Raw genomic sequence first — 17,964 nt, 5'->3', positions numbered from 1 at the left:
CGCCTTCGAATAACCCTGTTGCCCAGTCGAGCTGACTGTTTCGTTTCTCATTTGATCGCCTCCGGTGTGTGTGCTGCATCACAGCGTATGCGACTGTATACAGATGTATGCGAATGCGCAAGAGATTTGTTTTTTGTTTCAGGGAACGCGCAGGCGGCACCCCGGCTGCATCACGGGATGGGAAGGAAATAAGGCTTTGTCACGTCCGGGATCCGGTTATCGGTACAGGCTTTGGCGCAACGCCGCGAACGGCTCCCAGAAGTAGTCGAAATTATCCTGTGGCCCGCTCATAAAGCGCTGGGTGAACACCACGCCGATATCCCCGTTGGGATAGACCGCTGCGCTCGTCCCCGATCCGCCCGCCCAGCCCCACATGCCGGGTTCGGACCAGTGCGCCCCCAGCCCGGTCTGCACTGCGGTCATAAAGCCCCAGGACTCATCCGGACCGGACATTTCGATCATGCCTTCGCGCTGCGGCGAGGTCAGCTGGTCATCAGTCATCTGTTCCCGGAGATCCGCGGGCAGCACGACGTCGTCGGCCAACCCGGCCAGAAAACGCAGGTAGTCCGGCACCGTGGACACCATGCCGCCGGCCAGGGATTCGAACTTCGGCGGCACCGCCATGGCGTCCCGGTAGAGTGCCGCTTCCTGCAGCCTGCCGTTCACTTCCTGGTAGACAGTCGGGAAGGTTTCCGCCCCGGTGGGAAACCCCGTGCCGCTCAGGCCAAACGGTTCGCTGATCCGCTCCTGCAGCAGCTCGCCCACCGATGCATCGGCTGCCTTGGCCAGCACCACCGAGAGCAGATCCGCGCACGCGTGGTACATCCAGCGCTCACCCGGCTGATGGGCCAGCGGCAGGGCAGTAATCCGGGCCAGATACTCCTCCGGCGTAAAGTCCGGCGGGTTCGGCCCCCACAGCAGGTCCCTGGTGGCGGCAGCGTACGGAGTCGGAGCAAAGTCGACACCGAGCCCGGCGGTGAAGGTCAGCAGGTGCCGAACGGTGATCGGGCCGCGGGCTGGAACCGAGACGGTCAGCGGTGCATCCGGAGTCGCGAGCACCCGGAGGTGGCCCAGCGCCGGCAGCATACGGGACACGTCCTCTTCCAGCCCCAGCGTTTCGTCCGCCACCAGGCTCAACGCCAGGGCGCCGCCGTAGAGCTTGCTGAGCGAGGAGATGCGGAACGGGGTGTCTTCGGCCATGGGCACCGCCTGCCCAAAATCCAGCGATCCGGTGGCAAACACTTCGGTTTGCCCGTTCACCCGGATACCGGCAACCAGCCCGGGGCACCATCCTGACTCAACGGTCTCGGACAGCTTCTCCCACAGCGGTGCGCCGATGCCTGGCATGGGTCCACTGTCCGCCGGTGCCGCCGGAGAGTCAACGGGCACTGGCGCTGCGGCGGGTTCAGGTATGTATGCTGTCCGCCATGACGGCGCCCCTGGTCTATGTCCTGTTCCCGGCAACTGCCCGCGAAGCCCTCACGTTTTACGCCCGGATCTTCGGCGGTGAACTGTCCCTGCACACCAACGCGGAGTTCGGCAGCGGAGGAGCGCCGGACGCCATTGCGCACGGGGTGCTGGACGGCGTCGTTTCACTGGCCGGGGCGGATGCGGATCTGCCTGGGACCAGTGTCCGGATGGAGGGCATGATGCTCTCGCTCCTCGGCACCGCTGAGCCGGCGCGTCTGCACGAGTGGTTTGACCTCCTCGCCGCCAACGGGCGGATCGTGGATCCGCTCGGACCCAAGCCGTGGGGGGCATCGGACGGGCAGGTCATCGACCAATACGGACTGCACTGGCTGATCGGATACGAACCCGAACCGGAGGAGACAAAATGAGCGGCCGCATTGTCCTGCTCGGCGCCACCGGATATACCGGCGGGCTGGTCCTGGGGGCACTGTTCCGGCGTGGTCTGCGGCCCGTCCTGGCCGGACGCAATACTGATGCGCTGGCCGGACTGGCTGAGGAACACGGCGGGCTGGAGTTCACTGCGGCAGACGCGACCGACCCGGCCAGCGTCCGCCGCCTGTTGGATCCGGGTGACGTGCTGATTACCACCGCGGGACCGTTCGAACGCGTCGGCCTGCCGGTGGCCGAAGCAGCCGTGCGGGCCGGCGCCCGGTACATCGACACCACCGGTGAGGTGGGGTTTGTCCGCACACTGCAGGAGCGGTTCCACCGGCAGGCGCAGGACACCGGTGCCGTGCTGCTGCCGGCCTTCGGTTATGACTATGTGCCGGGCATCCTGGCCGGCGCCATGGCGGCGCAGCAGGCCGGAGATGCCGGGCGAAAGCTCGACGTCGGCTATTTCACTGCCGGCGCGCTAAACCCGGGGCTCAGCCAGGGCACCCGGGCCACCATGCGCGACGGATTGTTCCTGCCCGCCGTGCGTTTTGCCAACGGCCGCCTGGTCGAAGAGCGTGCAGCGGCTGAGGTCCACGATTTCCCGGTGAGCGGGGCGCGCCGTAGCCGTAAGGCGGGATTCCTTGTACCGGGAACGGAGGTTCTTTTCCTGCCAAAGGCCTTCCCGCAGCTGGACGCCGTGTCGGTGTACAACGGCTGGTTTGCCGACCTCAGCCGGGCAATAAGCCTGATGTCCGCCGCCTCCCACACGATGGCCCGCTCCGCCCGGGGCCGCCGCCTGCTGGAGAGACTTACCGCGCCGATGCTCGGAAAACCGGGCGGGCCGGACAGCAGCCAGCGGGCAAAAACACGCACCCAGGTGGTAGCCACGGTGACGGGCACAGACGGAAACCTGCTGGCCGCCGTGCAGCTCACCGGCCCGAACGTCTACACCCTGACCGGTGAGCTGATCGCATGGGGAGCCGAGCAGCTGCGCGACCGTCAGGATCTCACCCCCGGTGTGGCCGGCCCCCTGGATGCCTTCGGCCTCGACGGACTCACCAGGGGATGCGCCGCGTTGGGCCTGGTCCCGGTAGAGTCCCGCCGCGGCTAGGCGGGCTTTTCGCCGTTCCGTATTGCCGAATAAATGAGCATGTCCCGGCGCTGCCCGGAGATTTCCATGTAGCTGCGCAGCAGCCCCTCCCGCTCAAAACCGGCATGTTCTGCACTGCGGAAGGACGCGGTGTTCCATGGTTCGATATACAGCTCCACGCGGTGCACCTCCGGGATGCTCCAGGTAAATGCCAGCAGCGCGGTGAGTGCCTGGGCGGCGACACCTGCACCCCGCTCACCCGGCACCACTGCATAGCCGGCCTGGGTGCGGCCCTGCTGCAGTTCCCAGCCCCACAGGCCCATCTGGCCGATGGCCCGGTCCGTGGCTGCGTCGGCAATGGCGAAGGAGTACCCGGTTCCCCGGACATGCATGTACCGCTGGCGTTCGAGCCAGTCCAGTGCCTGTTCATGGGTTGCCCGTGCCGGCAGGCTGCCTACCGTGGGGATGTAGGTGTCCTGGGCAAGGTCCATGGCCATGCCGGCGTCCTCGTCCCGGAACGGACGGAGCCGGATGCTGCAACTGGAGGGTTCAGCCGCGGGCCACGGCGGAATTCCGGTGCTGGTTTCCATGGGCACAGCCTGCCACGGCCGTGCCTGCGTGTCCCGGAGGCGCAGGCACCTACTTGCGGCCGAACAGCTTTCCGAGCCAGCTGCTGCCGCCGGAAGGCTGGGCACCTACAGCCGTCTTGCCTGCATTTGCGCTGCAGGTGCAGCGCTCACCCTTGGGCACATTACGCATCACCTGGTCCACGTGGTTGCCGCATCCTGCCCAGGTGGTCTTTCCGCACTTCCTGCATGTAGCTGCCCTGCACATTGTTCGAACTCCGTTTCGGATCGATGGAAAAGTCTTGGTTCGACCATCCTGACAGATACCCCCCAGGGTATGCAAAGCCACATCCGGCAAGTTGCAGCTATACCCCCTTGGGTATTAGCGTGGGAGCGGATCGGATACCCCCGGGGGTGTCCAACGGCAACCAAAGGAGACAATATGCTGCTCGAACGCATCTATGACGAGGACCTGGCCCAGGCGAGCTATTTCATCGGCTGCCAGCGCAAGGGCGAAGCTGTCGTCGTTGACGCCCGCCGGGACATCGACACCTATTTGGAACTTGCTGCCGCCAACGGCATGCGCATCGTGGCAGTGACGGAAACCCATATCCACGCCGATTACCTCTCCGGCACGCGGGAACTGGCTGCCGCCACCGGCGCCGAAATGTACGTTTCCGGCGAAGGCGGAGAGGACTGGCAGTACCGCTTCGCGGCGGAGCGCCTCCATGACGGCGATGCCATCAGCATTGGCAACATCACGCTGAAGGCAGTGCACACCCCCGGCCACACCCCGGAACACCTGTCCTTCCTGGTCACCGACGGCGCCTTCAGCAAGGACCCCGGCTACCTGCTCTCCGGCGACTTCGTGTTCTCCGGCGACCTGGGCCGTCCGGACCTGCTGGATGAGGCCGCCGGCGGCGTCGACACCCGCTTCGAGGGTGCTCGGCAGATTTTCCGCAGCCTGCAGGAGAAGTTCGTGACCCTGCCGGACCATGTCCAGGTCTACCCCGGCCACGGCTCCGGCAGCGCCTGCGGCAAGGCCCTGGGCGCGCTCCCGTCCACCACAGTGGGCTACGAACGGCTGTATGCCTGGTGGGGACCGTATGTTGCAGCCGGCGATGAGCAGGGTTTTGTGGATGAGCTGCTCAACGGCCAGCCGGACGCCCACGCCTACTTTGGCCGGATGAAGCGTGAAAACCGCCAGGGTCCGGACGTTATGGGCGAGCGCCCTGAACTCGAAGAGCTCGCGTCCGACGACGTCGCCAGCCGGCTCGCGCAGGACAGCATCACCTTCGTAGACACCCGCCCGCATACGGCCGTACACGAAGGAACCGTTACCGGGTCCGTGAACATCCCGGCAGGGAAGAAGACCGCCAGCTTCGGCGCCTGGGCAGTGGATCCGGAAACGGACGACCGTCCGCTGGTGCTGCTCGCGGACGACGCCGCTGCCGCCCGCGAGATGTGGGACCACCTGGTCCGCGTGGGCATCGACAAAGTAGCCGGTTACACCACCAGCCTCGATGGACTGCCGACGAGCACGCCGAAGGTCATCCAGCCTGAAGATCTGGACGGCTTTGACGCAGCGCTGGTGCTCGATGTCCGCAACAAGACCGAGCACGCGGACGGACACATCCCCGGATCGGACCAGCTCAGCGCCGGCCGGGTGCTGTGGAACCGGGACCAGCTGCCCGCCGAGGGCACCATCGTGACCTACTGCCAGAGCGGGGTGCGCAACTCCGTTGCCGCAAGCGCCCTGCGCCGCGCGGGTTTCGACGTCGTCGAGCTTGACGGCAGCTACGCCGGCTGGTCCCAGTGGAAAGCCGGACAGCCGGCCTAGTCCCGGCACATAAAGAAGGGGGTGCTCCGCATCGCGAAGCACCCCCTTCCCCGCGCCCGTCAGGCCAGGGAGAGGAAAAGTTTCTCCAGGTCCTTCTTGTCCATGGAACCGTCCTCACTGGTCAGGCACTGTTCCAGCCCGGCAGCAATAATCGCGAATCCGGCCTTATCCAGGGCCTTCGAGACGGCGGCGAGCTGCGTGACGATGTCCTTGCAGTCCCGGCCTTCCTCGAGCATCCGGGTGACGGCGGCCAGCTGGCCCTGCGCGCGCTTGAGCCGGTTGACGACGGGGGCAAGTTCAGTGTTATCGAGCTGCATGGACACTCCTCGGTAGATTTCTTGCTCCAGTATACCCCCGGGGGTTTACCGGACAGCAGTGGCGGGCACCCCAAACCGCATCAATCCAAAGCACCACAACAGCACCACAACCATAAGAAATGAGACCACATGGCCTCCGCACTTCCCGCCGTATCCGAACTCGACGCCGCAGCACTTCTGGAGCTATCCGGTGAGACCAAGGATCTTGTCATCATCGATGTCCGCTCCGCTGCCGAATTTGAGTCCCTGCACATCCGCGGTTCCTACAACGTGCCCCTTCCCCTGCTCTCCGAGCACACCGGCAAACTGGCCGAGCGCCTCGGGGGCAGCGTAGTGCTCGTCTGCCAATCCGGAGTCCGTGCCGAACAGGCACGCGGGCACCTGGCAGGCGCCGGCGTCGAGCGCGCAATGGTCCTCAATGGCGGTGTACCCGCCTTTGCCGCCGCCGGCGGCGAGGTTGTCCGCGGCGCCCGGCGCTGGTCGCTGGAACGCCAGGTCCGCATGGCGGCAGGCACGCTCGTTGTTGCCGGGCTTGCCGGGGGCCGGTTCGTTTCCCCCAAGGTCCGCTTCCTTGCCGGAGGGATCGGTGCCGGGCTGGCCTTCTCGGCCGCAACCAATACCTGTGCCATGGGCCAGGTCCTGGCCAAGATGCCTTGGAACAAGACTGCCGCCGAGCCCACCGCACAGTCCGCCATCGGGCAGCTGCCCGCTTCCCGCTAGCCCCGCCGCAGCGGACACCGCTTTGTGCGGACGGCCGCTGCCCGCCGCCGCTTCAACCCTAGGACCCACCATGACCCTCGCCCTCGCGGCAACCCTGTTGCTATCCGTATTGATCGGCCTTTCGCTCGGCCTGCTCGGCGGCGGCGGTTCCATCCTGACCGTCCCCATCCTGACCTACGTTGCCGGCCTCAGCCCGCGTGAAGCGATCGCCTCCTCCCTGTTCGTAGTAGGCGTAACCTCGGCAGTCAGTGCCATCGGGCACGCCCGCAAGGGCCGGGTGAAATGGCGTACCGGTCTGATCTTCGGCGCGGCCGGCATGGTGGGCGCCTTTGGCGGCGGACTGCTGGGTGGCCGGATCCCCGGCACCATCCTGATGATCGCCTTTGCCCTGATGATGGTGGCCACCTCTGCAGCCATGATCCGCGGACGCAAAACCGTGAAGGCGGCAGGTGACGGTGAACTCCGCGTCGGCAAGGTGATCTTCGAGGGCCTGGTCGTCGGCCTGGTCACCGGCCTCGTGGGTGCCGGCGGCGGCTTCCTGGTGGTGCCCGCCCTCGCACTGCTGGGCGGACTGTCCATGCCGGTGGCCGTGGGCACCTCGCTGGTGGTCATTGCCATGAAGTCCTTCGCAGGCCTTGGCGGATACCTGACCACGGTGTCCCTAAATTGGCCCCTGATCGCAGCTGTCACCGTCGCCGCCATCCTGGGTTCGCTCATCGGCGCCCGGCTGGCCGGACGCATCCCGGAAGCTGCACTGCGGCGCGGGTTCGGCATCTTTGTCCTGGTCATGGGCATCTTCGTCCTGGCCCAGGAGCTGCTGGGCCTCCGCTGAGCCGGAGCAGCAGCAAAAGGACCGGCCGGGGCGCTTGCCACGGCCGGTCCTTTTGTGCTCAGCGGTTGGATCGAGTCCGCAAGATTTACTGGTTTCGGCAGCTAGTCTGAAAATTTTGCAGATTGGATGCGCTGTTGCCTTCCGTGGAACAGATTTTCCCACGCTCTGGTGCAGGTGGTGCAGATGTTTCCCCATCCGAAACTCCAGCCACACTCCGTGGGATCTTGGGCGCGTCGAACGATCTTCAGCCCCGGAAATGGATCGGTTCGGGATGCTCCCGCCATTTTGGGAACATCCTGCGGCACAGTTTGCCTGCGCTTCACACCGACCGGGTTTCTCCGGCCCGGTCCGAGAAGGCAGCGTCAAGGTCTCCGGCTAGGGCCTCCTCGACCCGACGGCCCATATCGCGGATCTCCTCCTCATCAGCCACCACCATTTCGCCGCGGACAGTCTCCAGCACCAGCGAATTCTGCCGGCGGATTTCCTCCCGCTGCCCGTCGTTGACGGCCGTGGCGGCGCAGTCCCGCAGCAGGCGCAGCACCGCCGTCAGCACAATCGGCTCCGACTGGGCATAGCGGCGCACCGGACCGCAGACCAGGTCCAGGAAGTACCGGTAGTCCCGGCCCTCCGTGACCAGCCGCTGCACCCCTTCGGCATCACGGTGCGCTTCAGCGCCCAGCCTGCGGCGCTGCAGATCCACCAGCAGATCCGCGCAATAACCGGCGGCATGGGCTGCAGTAATGGGATCGTTGATGCTGGGGGAAATGGCTTTCACCGCAATATCGGTCAGCTGCCGCAGTCCGAGTGCCGCATCCTGCTCCGGCGTCCGCTCATAACCAATTTCCAAGGCCTCCGCCAGCGCCTTGCGCACGGCCGGCAGCGGCACCTCCCGGCCGTCGTCGGCCCACACCCGCGCCACCGGTGACCCGAACGTGACGTGGTCACCCGGCTGAACCATCACCCCCATGCTCAACCGGTGCTGCTGCAATACCGTCATCAGCGGTTTCCACTCCACGGCCTGCACAATGCCGCTGCGCCCCACGGACACCAGCGTTCCGCCCTCGGGCTGCTCAAATTCCTGCACCTCACCCGTTTCGGACAGCGGATAGGTTTCCCGCAGGACCGTCAGGCAACCCTGGTGCGCGTTGCGCATCATGGTGTCCACGCGCAGCGAGCGGGCAATATGCCCAATGAACAGCAGCAGCACAATCCCGGAGGCTATGCCCAGCACGTAGACCAGACCGACCACCAGCACCGGCACCGGCCGGCCCGGATCCATCCCGTGCAGCCCGGTGATGCTGACCAGGAATGTGCCGAGCAGTACACCCAGGACCGCCTGGGTGCGCACATCCCGGGCAAACTCACGCAGCAACCGCGGAGAGAACTGTTGTGAGGCCAACTGCAGGGCCACCACAGTGAGCGAGAACGTCACAGTGGCCGCGGTCATCACACTGGTGGCCACAGTCTGCAGCAGACTGGACGCGGCCTCGACGCCGGCGGGCCAGATCCACTGCGCCCAGGCAGCGTCATCCCCAGGGCGGACCTGCATTAGCAGCAGGGACACCACGAGCGCTGCAAGCGAGGCACAGCTGGGCCAGAACCATAAGGACGCACGCAGCCCCTCCCGCGAGAATCGAACCCGCGACTCCGGGCCACGGGGATCGGGCGGAACGGTGGTTGCACCGTGGACGGGCTTAGCCATGGGGACCCCTCTGAACGCAGGACTACTCTGGATCCCAGTCTGCCCGGCTTCGTGGCGGGGCTCCACTTCCCGGCCGCCACCCGATGCGCCTAAACGAGCCGGCAGCCGACGACGTCGCCAACAACCGCCAGTTAGATCCCTCACAACCACCGCTAAGCGAGCACCCTGCAGCATTGCCGGGCACTATAGTTGACTTAAATCAACCTTTGACCTGAGTCAACCACTTTGGAGTATGCATGTCCGTCTCCCCTGCCCTGCAGGATGCCCGCGCCGAGGCCGAAGCCGCGGCCAAACGCAAACACCGCGAAGTCCTCCAGGCCCTGACCGGCCTGCTGTTGGGCATGTTCGTCTCGATGCTGGCCAGCACCGTGGTGAGCACCTCACTGCCGGTGATCATTTCCGACCTCGACGGCGACCAGGCGGCCTTCACCTGGGTGGTCACCGCCACCCTGCTGGCCACTGCGGTTTCCACCCCGGTCTGGGGCAAGCTCGCGGATCTGCTCAACCGCAAGGTCCTGGTGCAGCTGGCACTGATCATCTTCATCGTGGCCAGTGCAGCAGCCGGTTTCGCGCAGAACACCGACTGGCTGATTGCCATGCGCGTGATCCAGGGCATCGGTGCCGGCGGACTCGGCGCACTGACGCAGATCATCATGGCGGACATCATCTCCCCGCGTGAACGCGGCCGCTACATGGGCCTGTTCGGCGCGGTGATGGCCCTCTCCACCGTGGGCGGGCCGCTGATCGGCGGCGTCATCACTGACTTCGCCAACTGGCGCTGGAACTTCTACATCGCGGTGCCGCTGGCCGCCGTCGCACTGTTCATGATCCAGAAGACCCTGCACCTGCCTGCATTGAAGAAGCGCAAGGTCACCATCGACTACGCCGGCATTGTGCTGCTGGCCGCCTCCGTCTCGGTCCTGCTCATCTGGGTCTCCCTGGTCGGCACCGACTTCGGTTGGGCAAGTGCCGCCACCGCTTGGATGGTCGGCGGCTCCCTCGTGGGCCTGGCGGCCTTCGTGGCCGTGGAGCTGAAGTCCTCCGAGCCGCTGATTCCGCTCACACTGTTCCGCAACCGCACCTTCACCTTCTCGGTGATCGGTTCCCTCGCCGTCGGCGTGGCCATGTTCGGCACCTCTGTGTTCCTGTCCCAGTACATGCAGCTGGCCCGCGGCGCTTCGGCAACAATGTCCGGCATCATGACCATTCCGATGATGGGCGGACTGCTGGTCGTCTCCACCATTGTGGGCAAGATGATCACCAAGACCGGCAAGTGGAAGGCCTACGTGGTTTCCGGGTCGATCATCCTCACCGTGGCCCTGGTGCTGATGGGCACCATTGAATACGACACCAACTTCTGGCTGGTTTCGCTCTACATGTTCCTGCTCGGCGCCGGCGTTGGCATGGTCATGCAGAACCTGGTCCTGGTGGTGCAGAACGACGTCCCCACCCGCGACCTCGGCGTGGCCAGCTCCGGCATCAACTTCTTCCGCACCATCGGCGGCACCATCGGCGTCTCCGCACTCGGCGCCGTGCTGGCCACCCAGGTCACCGATCGGATGGCACAAAAGCAGGGCGAGCTGATGGGTGCCATCGCCGCCCTCGGCGACCAGGGCAAGGATATTGCTGCCTCCCTGGCCTCCGGCAGCATTCCTGCGGTCAGCGCCCTGCCTGAATCGGTGCGCGTGATTGTGGAATCGGTTTACGGCTCGTCGGTGGCGCACATCTTTATGATCGCCGCCCCGCTGGGCGTGCTGACCCTGCTCGCCGTGCTGCTCCTGCCGAACCTGGAACTGGGCAGCATGACGCGCCACGAAAAAATGCAGGCTGAAGAATCCGCCAAAGCCGCCGCCACTGCAGTCAACGGTGCGCCCGCCCTTGAAACACCGGAGGAAACTCCGGGCGACACCGCCGCCCGCATAGCTTCCGACGCCGAGGCAGCCGCCGGACAGAATCCGGACCTTCCGGCCGGAAAGCGGGGGAACTAGCATGACGGCGCCGGCCCCCGGGGAGGCCGTTGCGAAGTCCTCGATCGATGAGGTGGAGCGTCAGTTCGCGCACATGCTGGCGGCTGCGCGGCGCACCTTCAAGGAATCCGCCCTGGCCGTGCACCCTTCGCTGCAGCCGCTGGGCTTCACTGTCCTGATGACCCTTTATCAGGGTGCGGAATGCCAGCAGGGTGCCGTGGCGGAAACACTGCAGGTGGATAAGGCACTGCTGAGCCGGACAGTCTCGCAGCTCGAATCACTGGGACTGGTATGCCGGCGCTCCGACCCCGCTGACGGGAGGGCGCAGCTGCTGACCCTGACGGCCGAGGGGCGGGCCCGGTTCGAGTCCGCCCACTCCGCTAAGCGCTCCCGGCTGCGGGACCGGCTGGAAACCTGGCACCCGGATGAGGTGGACCGGCTGGCAGAGCTGCTGAACAAGCTCAACGAGCGGGACTAGGTCCAGCATCAGTTTCGAAATCCTGACTGGGCACATGTGTCGTTAAGGCCGCCCGGGCACCAGCTCCCCCAGGATCCGGGCGAGCTCGGCCCGGTCCCCCGGCTCCAGTACCGAGAAGAACTCGTCCGCCTCGCGCTTGCGATCCGCCAGCACCTTTTCGCGCAGCTCCTCCCCTGCACCGGTCAGCGTCAGCAGGGTGGCCCGCCGGTCCGCGGGATGGGCACTGCGGTCCACCAGCCCTTTGGCGGTGAGCTGATCCACCACCTCTGTAGCCGAGCGCGGCGCGATGTGCAGCCGCTCGGCCAGCTCCTTCAGGCGCAGACCGGGTGCGGCACCTTCGGGGCTTCCAGCCTGATCCGCCGCCCGGCCGACAGCGTTTAGCGCCCGGAACTGGTGCGGAGTCAGCTCGAACGGTGCCAGCTGGAACATCCATCGCTTCCGCAGGCCCCGGAACGCGGAGTGCATCAGTTCACCCAAGGCGGCCGGATCGGCAGGGACATCAGTCATGGTTTCAGTGTACCCATTTCGCTGTAACCACATAGTGAGGTAACCTCTGCAATAGCTGCCGTGTACGTTCCCGGCAGCGTCAGGAGGATCCATGGTTATACCCGGCATCGACACGGGCCGTCCCGGCGGCGGATCAGGTGCACCCCGCGGCGAGCGCGCAGCAGGCACACCAGGCGGTGGCCGCGGTCCCGCAAAGCTCAACCCGGCGGATAAAAAACAGCTGAAACAGCACCCCGTCTCCCTGCGCCGTATCGCGGCGCTTTTCGCCCCGCACAAGGGAACCATCGCCGTCGTTGTGCTGCTCATCAGTGCTTCCTCCGTGGTCAACCTGGCCCAGCCGTTCCTGGTCCGAGGGGTGATCGACAACGCGCTGCCGCAGCAGGACATCCGGCTGCTGGCCGTCCTGACCGCCTCCATGGTGGCGGTTGCCGCCGTGACCGCCGTGATCGGCGTCGTGCAGACCTGGCTGGCCACCAAAATGGGCCAGCGCGTAATGCACACCCTGCGCGTGAACCTCTTTACCCATCTGCAGGCGCAGTCGCTGGGCTTTTTCACCCGGACCCGCGGCGGGGAGGTGCAGTCCCGGCTCACGCACGACATTTCCGGCATGCAGTCAGTGGTCACCACCACCGCCACCGGAGTCGCCTCCAACCTCACGACGGCGGTGGCCACCGCCGTCGCAATGGTCGCCCTCTCCCCCGGGCTGAGCCTGATCTCGCTGGTGGTGCTGCCGCCGGCCATCTGGCTCTCCCGCCGGGTCGCGAAGATCCGCCGCGAGGTCACCGACGAACGCCAGCGCGAACTGGCCGCCCTGCACACGCAGGTGGAGGAAGGCCTCTCCGTTTCCGGCGTGCGACTGGCCAAAACCCTGGGCACTGGTCCGCGGGATGCGGAGCGGTTCCGCAACCGTTCCGAAAAACTGGTGGGACTGGAACTGCGCAGCCAGCTGGCCGGGCGCTGGCGGATGGCCACCATGCAGATGGTCTTCGCCGCGATTCCCGCAGTCATTTACCTGGCCGCAGGCTTCCCGGCCACCAGCGGCGGCATGACCATCGGCACCCTGGTCGCCTTCACCGGCCTGCAGGGAGCCATCTTCCGTCCGGTGATGGGCCTGCTGAACATCGGTGTCCAGTGGGTGACGGCCCTGGCGTTCTTCAGCCGGATCTTTGAATATCTGGACCTGGTCCCGGGGATCCGGCCTGCCGCGAAGCCTGTCCGGCTGGATCCCGCCACGGTGCGCGGTGAGGTCCGGTTCGAGGGGGTGCGCTTCGCGTACGACGACGGCGCGGAGGTCCTGCACGGCATCGACCTGACGCTTCCGGCCGGGACATCCACCGCCGTCGTCGGATCCACCGGCTCCGGCAAGAGCACCCTCGCCTCGCTGCTGCCGCGGCTCAACGACGCTACCGCCGGCACGGTGCTCATTGACGGTGTGGACGTACGTGAGATAGCGCCCGGGGACCTGGCCCGGATTGTCGGCGTCGTTTCCCAGGAGACCTATCTGATCCACGCCTCGGTGCGGGAGAACCTGCTCCTGGCCGATCCCGACGCCACCGATGAGCAGCTGTGGTCCGCCCTGGCCGCCGCCCGGATGGCCGATACCGTGGGTGCCCTGCCCGAGGGCCTGGACACCCTGGTGGGTGCACGCGGCCACCGCTTCTCCGGCGGCGAGCAGCAGCGCCTGGCGATTGCCCGCACCATCCTGCGCAATCCTCCGGTGCTGGTGCTGGACGAGGCCACCTCGGCGCTGGACAACACCACCGAAGCGCAGGTGCAGGCCGCGCTGGAGCGGCTCGCTGCCGGGCGCACCACACTGACCATTGCGCACCGGCTCTCCACCGTGGAGAACGCGGACCAGGTGGTGGTGCTCGACGCCGGCCGGATCGTGGAGCGCGGCGCCCCGGCCGAGCTGCGGGCCGGGGACGGCCCGTATGCCCGCCTGGCCGCGCACAGTGCCGGACTGGAGGATGCCGCACCGGCAGGCGGGGCACTGCAGCCCGGGCATTAGCCAGCCCCCGTTCCAGGTGACCCGTACACTGGACCCTGCCGGACTCCGGCCAGTCACCGGTTCGGACACGCTGAACGCCCCTCAAGAATCTACGGCCGGTTTGCACGTTTTCGTCCGGTTTAAACCGGGCGAAAAAGCTTAAAACGGACGTAGAAGTTCGAAGTGGGCCAAGAATCGCCGGTTAGCCCTGGCAGAGGCAGAACGGGTGCCCGGCCGGATCCAGGAAGACCCGGAAGCTTTCCCCCGGCTGATACGCGTGCTTGGTGGCACCCAGCAGCAGCACGGCGGCTTCTCCCTCATCCAGGTCATCAACGTCCACGTCAATGTGCATCTGCTGCGGAATATCCTGTTCGGGCCAAACCGGCGGGGTGTAGTTCTCCACCTGCTGGAAGCAGTAGCGCTGGCCGGTGGCGTCGTCGGCGATGTCCGTCCAGTCGCCGTCCGGGTCATCCTCGTGCAGGTTCACCTTCCAGTCGAGCAGGGCACCGTAGAAGGTGGCGAGGGCAACCGCGTCGGGGCAGTCAAGGACAGTGGTGGGGTTGCGTGCAATAGCCATGGGCGGAAGCCTAGGGCCCTTTGCTGCGTTCGGCTAGACCCAATGCCCGGAGCTGCCCCGCCATGCTTCCGCTCCATCCAAACGGACACGGCAGGTGCCCCTCCCCGTTCGGGAAGCGGCACCTGCCGTTGTGGCTATCCGGTCAGACTAGCTGCGCACGGGGGTTTCGACGCCGTCCGACGCCGGCTGCTCCTCGGCGTGCGGGTGGGCACGTTCCAGGGAAGCCCCCTCAACGTCGACGTCCGGCAGGATCTTATCCAGCCACTTCGGCAGCCACCAGGCCTTGTCGCCGGCCAGGTGCATCAGCGCCGGGATCAGCAGCATCCGCACCACAAACGCGTCCACCAGCACACCGAAGGCCAGGGCGAAGCCAATGGGCCGGATCATGGTGCTGTGCGAGAAGATGAAGCCGCCGAACACGGAGACCATGATGATCGCGGCCGCCGTGACCACTGAACGGCCGGCGCGGAAGCCCTGCATCACGGCCACCCGGGCCGGGGAACCGTGAACGAAGGCTTCGCGCATGCCCGAGCCCAGGAAGAGCATGTAGTCCATGGCCAGGCCGAACAGGATGCCCACCAGGATCGTCGGCAGGAAGTTCAGTACCGGGCCCGGCGTCTCCACGCCGAACACGCCGGCCAGCCAGCCCCACTGGTAGATGGCCACCACGCCGCCGATGGCCGCGAAGTAGGACAGGATGAAGCCCAGCGTCGCGATCACCGGAACAAAGATGGACCGGAAGACCAGGATCAGGATCAGCAGGGACAGGCCCACCACTACGCCCAGGTAGATCGGCAGCGCTTCGGAGAGCTTCTCGGAGATGTCGATGTTGCCACTGGCGGTTCCGGCTACGCCCAGCTTCACGTCACCGTTTTCGGTCTCGATCGGAGACAGGTCCCGCAGGGTGTGCACCAGTTCCTGGGTGGATTCGCTGGTGGGACCCTCCTCCGGGATCACCTGGAAGGCAGTAACGGTGCGGTCCTCGGAGGAGCCGATGGGAGCCACGGCCGCCACGTTGTCCTGGTCGAAGAGGCTACGGGCAACCTCGCCCTGCGCCACCAGCATTTCTTCCTCGTCCGGGTTGCCGGGCAGGTCCGCGACCACCAGCAGCGAACCGTTCTGGCCTTCGCCGAACTTCTGCGAAACGGCTTCGTAGGCCCGGTACTGGGTGGTGTCGTGGGCTTCGGAGGAACCGTCGGGAAGGTTGGTGCGCAGGTCCAGGGCCGGGATGGCGATGACCAGCAGGCCAGCGATCGAGAGCACTACGGTGAGCGCAGCGCGCACCGTGGACATCTGCTTTACCGGAATGGTTTCCGGCTTGCCGGCCGAGGCCGAGGCACCGTGGTCCTTTTCCCGTGCCGCGCGCTCCTTGCGGCTGAGGATCTTCATGCCGGCCAGCTTGAGCAGTGCCGGTGTCAGGGTGGTGGCCACCAGGACCGCAATGGCGACGCAGGCCGCACCCACGGTGCCCATCAGGCCCAGGAAGGGAATGCCGGTAATGTTCAGCGCCAACAGGGCAATGAACACTGTGGTGCCGGCGAACACCACGGCGTTGCCGGAGGTTCCGTTGGCCAGGGCAATGGATTCGGACAGGCTGTAGCCGGCCTTGAGCTGGCGGCGGTGCCGGTTGACGATGAACAGGGCATAGTCAATGCCCACGGCCAGGCCGAGCATCACGCCGAGGATGGGGGTAACGGAGGCCATTTCGACGACGCCGGAGAAGGCCAGCGCACCGGCGGCACCAATGCCCACACCGATGATCGCGGTGACCAGCGGCAGGCCGGCGCCGATGAAGGTTCCCAGCATAACCACCAGCACGACGGCGGCGACCGCCAGGCCGACTACCTCGCCGACTCCCAGGATGCTGGGGACCCCGGCGGAAACTTCAGCGGAGAAGTCCACCTTGACCCCGTCGATAGGCTCATCCTCAAAGGCTGCGACCAGCGCGTCCTTGGTTTCCTGTTCCACCTCCATCTGGGTCTCGCTGAAGACAACGTTGACCACTGCCGCACTGCCGTCCTCGGACACGGTGCGGATGTCGGCGGCCATCTCCAGCAGTTCAGCACCCTGTTCAGCCTGGACGGCGCCGGCTTCAAGCTCGGCGCTCTTGGCGTCCAGCTCGGCACGGCTGGCATCCAGGGTGGCCTGCTGGGCGTCCAGCTGTGCCATCATTTCGGCCGGGGCGCCGGCTGCTTCAGCCTGCTGCCGGGCGGCGTCAAGCTGGGCCTGGCCGTCCTCGAGCTGGGCGCGTCCCTGCTCGATCTGGAGGCGGCCGGCATCAACCTGGGCCTGGCCGTCCTGAAGCTGCTGCGCCTGCGCGGCGCGGTCCGCCTCGGTGGCGAACGGGTCAACCACGGTTTCCACGCCGTCGATCTCCGAGGCATCAGCGATCAGCGAGGAGATGTCCTGCTTCTGCTCCTCGGTGAAGGCGGAGCCGTCCTCGGTCTGGACCACCACGGAGCCGGAGCCGCCGGAAGCCTCGGGGAGTTTCTCCTGCAGGTGGTTGGTGACCTGTGTGGTGGGGGTGTCAGGGATGGAGAAGCCGGTGGCAAGCGTGCCGCCGAAGAGCAAAAACGCCGCTCCGGCAGCCACAAGCACTCCGATCCATGCCGCCAGCACGGTTTTCGCGCGGCGGGCAGCCGCGGCACCGAGGCGGTAGAGGAATTCAGCCATTTTGAGGGTCTGTCCTTTTATGGGAGGGGTGGGGAACTACGGGTGGAGTGATCTGGGGGATGAAGGGTCCGCCGCGTGGCCGCTGCGTACCTTTTCAAGGAGTGTGTCCAGCAGCTCGGCCCAGACCTGCCGGGATTCAGGCGTGTCCACGGCACCGGTGGCACAGTGCCAGTGGTGGTAGAGCACGCCCAGCCCACTGGTCAGGGAACCGATGAGCAGGTCCACGCTGAGTCCGTCCGCTTCCGGATAGCGGCTGAGCATGGATGCCGAGAACCGTTCGTTCAATTCGGTAAAGGCACGCAGGGCGATGGGATGGGCCTGCGCCTCCGGGGACGCGGGCAACGCCGGACCGAGCAGGCGGGTCAGGTAGGCCATGGGCGCCACCAGGTCCGCGGTGCGGAATGCCTCGGCAATCTCCTCAAACATGCCCGGACGGTCATCACCGGCCTGCGGCACGGCGGTCAGGCTCTCCACCGCAGTGCTGAGGACGCCGCTGCAGACCTCGGAGACTATGTCACGCACGGACCCAAAATGGTTGAACACCGTGCGGCGGGAAACATCGGCGCGCTGCGCCAGTTCATCGACGGTGAAATCCGTGGTCTGGCGTTCGTGCATCAGCGCGGCAGCAGCAGTCACAATGGCCTGCCGGTGGCGGTCCTTGAGCGCCTGGCGGCGGTCAGGGGTAGCGTTGGTGAACACGTTTCTACACTACGTGCACGGTTGCACTGGGTGCAAACGATGCCGGAAGGCCGAGGATTCCGCCAAACCCTCCCCAAGCGGAGCATGGTCCTGTTCCATTTAAAGTGCAGCCATTTCCCGGCAACGGGAGCATCCCGAGGAGGACCAGTGAACTCCGTTCCGGC

The 17,964-nt window shown here is 66.2% G+C and carries 17 protein-coding genes; 8 read left to right on the top strand and 9 right to left on the bottom strand.

Annotated elements, in window-relative coordinates; genetic code table 11:
* Positions 1 to 216 precede the first annotated feature (216 nt).
* Complete coding sequence (locus QWJ37_RS01970; protein WP_290243690.1) at positions 217 to 1,347, bottom strand: serine hydrolase domain-containing protein; 1,131 nt, start codon at positions 1,345 to 1,347, stop codon at positions 217 to 219.
* A gap of 80 nt (positions 1,348 to 1,427) precedes the next feature.
* Between QWJ37_RS01970 and QWJ37_RS01965 the strand changes: the two genes are divergently transcribed.
* On the top strand, positions 1,428 to 1,838 hold the full coding sequence (locus QWJ37_RS01965) for a VOC family protein (RefSeq protein ID WP_227902939.1): 411 nt from the start codon (positions 1,428 to 1,430) through the stop codon (positions 1,836 to 1,838).
* Positions 1,835 to 2,956, top strand: coding sequence for a saccharopine dehydrogenase NADP-binding domain-containing protein (locus QWJ37_RS01960; RefSeq protein ID WP_290243687.1), 1,122 nt, complete (start codon positions 1,835 to 1,837; stop codon positions 2,954 to 2,956). Before QWJ37_RS01965 ends, QWJ37_RS01960 begins: the two co-directional genes overlap by 4 nt.
* Here QWJ37_RS01960 and QWJ37_RS01955 read toward each other — a convergent pair.
* Entirely contained in the window at positions 2,953 to 3,525 is a 573-nt protein-coding gene (locus tag QWJ37_RS01955; protein ID WP_290243685.1) for a GNAT family protein, read from the bottom strand. The genes QWJ37_RS01960 and QWJ37_RS01955 overlap by 4 nt on opposite strands.
* A 49-nt stretch (positions 3,526 to 3,574) precedes the next feature.
* Entirely contained in the window at positions 3,575 to 3,769 is a 195-nt protein-coding gene (locus QWJ37_RS01950) for a hypothetical protein (protein WP_227902942.1), read from the bottom strand.
* A gap of 174 nt (positions 3,770 to 3,943) precedes the next feature.
* Between QWJ37_RS01950 and QWJ37_RS01945 the strand changes: the two genes are divergently transcribed.
* Positions 3,944 to 5,341, top strand: coding sequence for an MBL fold metallo-hydrolase (locus QWJ37_RS01945; RefSeq protein ID WP_290243683.1), 1,398 nt, complete (start codon positions 3,944 to 3,946; stop codon positions 5,339 to 5,341).
* 59 nt (positions 5,342 to 5,400) lie between these two features.
* Here QWJ37_RS01945 and QWJ37_RS01940 read toward each other — a convergent pair whose 3' ends face one another.
* Complete coding sequence (locus QWJ37_RS01940) at positions 5,401 to 5,658, bottom strand: metal-sensitive transcriptional regulator (RefSeq protein ID WP_227902944.1); 258 nt, start codon at positions 5,656 to 5,658, stop codon at positions 5,401 to 5,403.
* Positions 5,659 to 5,787: 129 nt separating this feature from the next.
* On the opposite strand from QWJ37_RS01940, the gene QWJ37_RS01935 reads away from it, so the two are divergent.
* The gene (locus QWJ37_RS01935; RefSeq protein ID WP_290243678.1) at positions 5,788 to 6,378 is read left to right on the top strand and encodes a rhodanese-like domain-containing protein; all 591 of its coding nucleotides are present in this window, start codon (positions 5,788 to 5,790) and stop codon (positions 6,376 to 6,378) included.
* A 70-nt stretch (positions 6,379 to 6,448) separates the two neighbouring features.
* Positions 6,449 to 7,210: a sulfite exporter TauE/SafE family protein gene (locus tag QWJ37_RS01930; protein ID WP_227928299.1), complete on the top strand. Its 762-nt coding sequence runs from the start codon at positions 6,449 to 6,451 to the stop codon at positions 7,208 to 7,210.
* Between the two features lie 319 nt (positions 7,211 to 7,529).
* On the opposite strand, the gene QWJ37_RS01925 is transcribed toward QWJ37_RS01930, so the two are convergent.
* A complete protein-coding gene (locus QWJ37_RS01925) occupies positions 7,530 to 8,912 on the bottom strand; it encodes a DUF2254 domain-containing protein (protein WP_290243675.1) in 1,383 nt (460 codons plus the stop codon).
* Positions 8,913 to 9,148: 236 nt separating this feature from the next.
* Between QWJ37_RS01925 and QWJ37_RS01920 the strand changes: the two genes are divergently transcribed.
* Together QWJ37_RS01920 and QWJ37_RS01915 are read left to right on the top strand one after the other, a co-directional pair.
* The gene (locus QWJ37_RS01920; protein WP_290243673.1) at positions 9,149 to 10,900 is read left to right on the top strand and encodes an MDR family MFS transporter; all 1,752 of its coding nucleotides are present in this window, start codon (positions 9,149 to 9,151) and stop codon (positions 10,898 to 10,900) included.
* Position 10,901: 1 nt separating this feature from the next.
* Positions 10,902 to 11,357, top strand: a complete 456-nt coding sequence (locus tag QWJ37_RS01915; RefSeq protein ID WP_290243671.1) for a MarR family winged helix-turn-helix transcriptional regulator — start codon at positions 10,902 to 10,904, stop codon at positions 11,355 to 11,357.
* A gap of 42 nt (positions 11,358 to 11,399) precedes the next feature.
* Here QWJ37_RS01915 and QWJ37_RS01910 read toward each other — a convergent pair whose 3' ends face one another.
* On the bottom strand, positions 11,400 to 11,864 hold the full coding sequence (locus QWJ37_RS01910) for a MarR family transcriptional regulator (RefSeq protein ID WP_290243669.1): 465 nt from the start codon (positions 11,862 to 11,864) through the stop codon (positions 11,400 to 11,402).
* A 91-nt stretch (positions 11,865 to 11,955) separates the two neighbouring features.
* Between QWJ37_RS01910 and QWJ37_RS01905 the strand changes: the two genes are divergently transcribed.
* A complete protein-coding gene (locus QWJ37_RS01905) occupies positions 11,956 to 13,872 on the top strand; it encodes an ABC transporter ATP-binding protein (protein WP_227928290.1) in 1,917 nt (638 codons plus the stop codon).
* Between the two features lie 181 nt (positions 13,873 to 14,053).
* Here QWJ37_RS01905 and QWJ37_RS01900 read toward each other — a convergent pair whose 3' ends face one another.
* The 3 genes from QWJ37_RS01900 to QWJ37_RS01890 form a co-directional block, all read right to left on the bottom strand.
* A complete protein-coding gene (locus tag QWJ37_RS01900; RefSeq protein WP_290243666.1) occupies positions 14,054 to 14,428 on the bottom strand; it encodes a VOC family protein in 375 nt (124 codons plus the stop codon).
* A gap of 147 nt (positions 14,429 to 14,575) precedes the next feature.
* Complete coding sequence (locus QWJ37_RS01895) at positions 14,576 to 17,101, bottom strand: MMPL family transporter (RefSeq protein ID WP_290243664.1); 2,526 nt, start codon at positions 17,099 to 17,101, stop codon at positions 14,576 to 14,578.
* A gap of 36 nt (positions 17,102 to 17,137) precedes the next feature.
* Positions 17,138 to 17,800, bottom strand: coding sequence for a TetR/AcrR family transcriptional regulator (locus QWJ37_RS01890; protein ID WP_227902957.1), 663 nt, complete (start codon positions 17,798 to 17,800; stop codon positions 17,138 to 17,140).
* Positions 17,801 to 17,964: the final 164 nt, after the last annotated feature.

It is taken from the genome of Arthrobacter sp. YD2, from assembly GCF_030410475.1.
Lineage (GTDB): Bacteria > Actinomycetota > Actinomycetes > Actinomycetales > Micrococcaceae > Arthrobacter_B > Arthrobacter_B zhangbolii.
This window is presented reverse-complemented; position numbering and strand designations above follow the sequence as displayed.

What these genes read in the sequence shown, in the direction of transcription:
- QWJ37_RS01920 (WP_290243673.1), top strand. Translation starts at nt 9,149, where the DNA reads ATGTCCGTCTCCCCTGCCCTGCAGGATGCCCGCGCCGAGGCCGAAGCC.
- QWJ37_RS01930 (WP_227928299.1), top strand. Translation starts at nt 6,449, where the DNA reads ATGACCCTCGCCCTCGCGGCAACCCTGTTGCTATCCGTATTGATCGGC.
- QWJ37_RS01945 (WP_290243683.1), top strand. Translation starts at nt 3,944, where the DNA reads ATGCTGCTCGAACGCATCTATGACGAGGACCTGGCCCAGGCGAGCTAT.
- QWJ37_RS01950 (WP_227902942.1), bottom strand. Translation starts at nt 3,769, where the DNA reads ATGTGCAGGGCAGCTACATGCAGGAAGTGCGGAAAGACCACCTGGGCA.
- QWJ37_RS01895 (WP_290243664.1), bottom strand. Translation starts at nt 17,101, where the DNA reads ATGGCTGAATTCCTCTACCGCCTCGGTGCCGCGGCTGCCCGCCGCGCG.
- QWJ37_RS01925 (WP_290243675.1), bottom strand. Translation starts at nt 8,912, where the DNA reads ATGGCTAAGCCCGTCCACGGTGCAACCACCGTTCCGCCCGATCCCCGT.
- QWJ37_RS01960 (WP_290243687.1), top strand. Translation starts at nt 1,835, where the DNA reads ATGAGCGGCCGCATTGTCCTGCTCGGCGCCACCGGATATACCGGCGGG.
- QWJ37_RS01970 (WP_290243690.1), bottom strand. Translation starts at nt 1,347, where the DNA reads ATGCCAGGCATCGGCGCACCGCTGTGGGAGAAGCTGTCCGAGACCGTT.
- QWJ37_RS01915 (WP_290243671.1), top strand. Translation starts at nt 10,902, where the DNA reads ATGACGGCGCCGGCCCCCGGGGAGGCCGTTGCGAAGTCCTCGATCGAT.
- QWJ37_RS01940 (WP_227902944.1), bottom strand. Translation starts at nt 5,658, where the DNA reads ATGCAGCTCGATAACACTGAACTTGCCCCCGTCGTCAACCGGCTCAAG.
- QWJ37_RS01910 (WP_290243669.1), bottom strand. Translation starts at nt 11,864, where the DNA reads ATGACTGATGTCCCTGCCGATCCGGCCGCCTTGGGTGAACTGATGCAC.
- QWJ37_RS01905 (WP_227928290.1), top strand. Translation starts at nt 11,956, where the DNA reads ATGGTTATACCCGGCATCGACACGGGCCGTCCCGGCGGCGGATCAGGT.
- QWJ37_RS01955 (WP_290243685.1), bottom strand. Translation starts at nt 3,525, where the DNA reads ATGGAAACCAGCACCGGAATTCCGCCGTGGCCCGCGGCTGAACCCTCC.
- QWJ37_RS01900 (WP_290243666.1), bottom strand. Translation starts at nt 14,428, where the DNA reads ATGGCTATTGCACGCAACCCCACCACTGTCCTTGACTGCCCCGACGCG.
- QWJ37_RS01965 (WP_227902939.1), top strand. Translation starts at nt 1,428, where the DNA reads ATGACGGCGCCCCTGGTCTATGTCCTGTTCCCGGCAACTGCCCGCGAA.
- QWJ37_RS01935 (WP_290243678.1), top strand. Translation starts at nt 5,788, where the DNA reads ATGGCCTCCGCACTTCCCGCCGTATCCGAACTCGACGCCGCAGCACTT.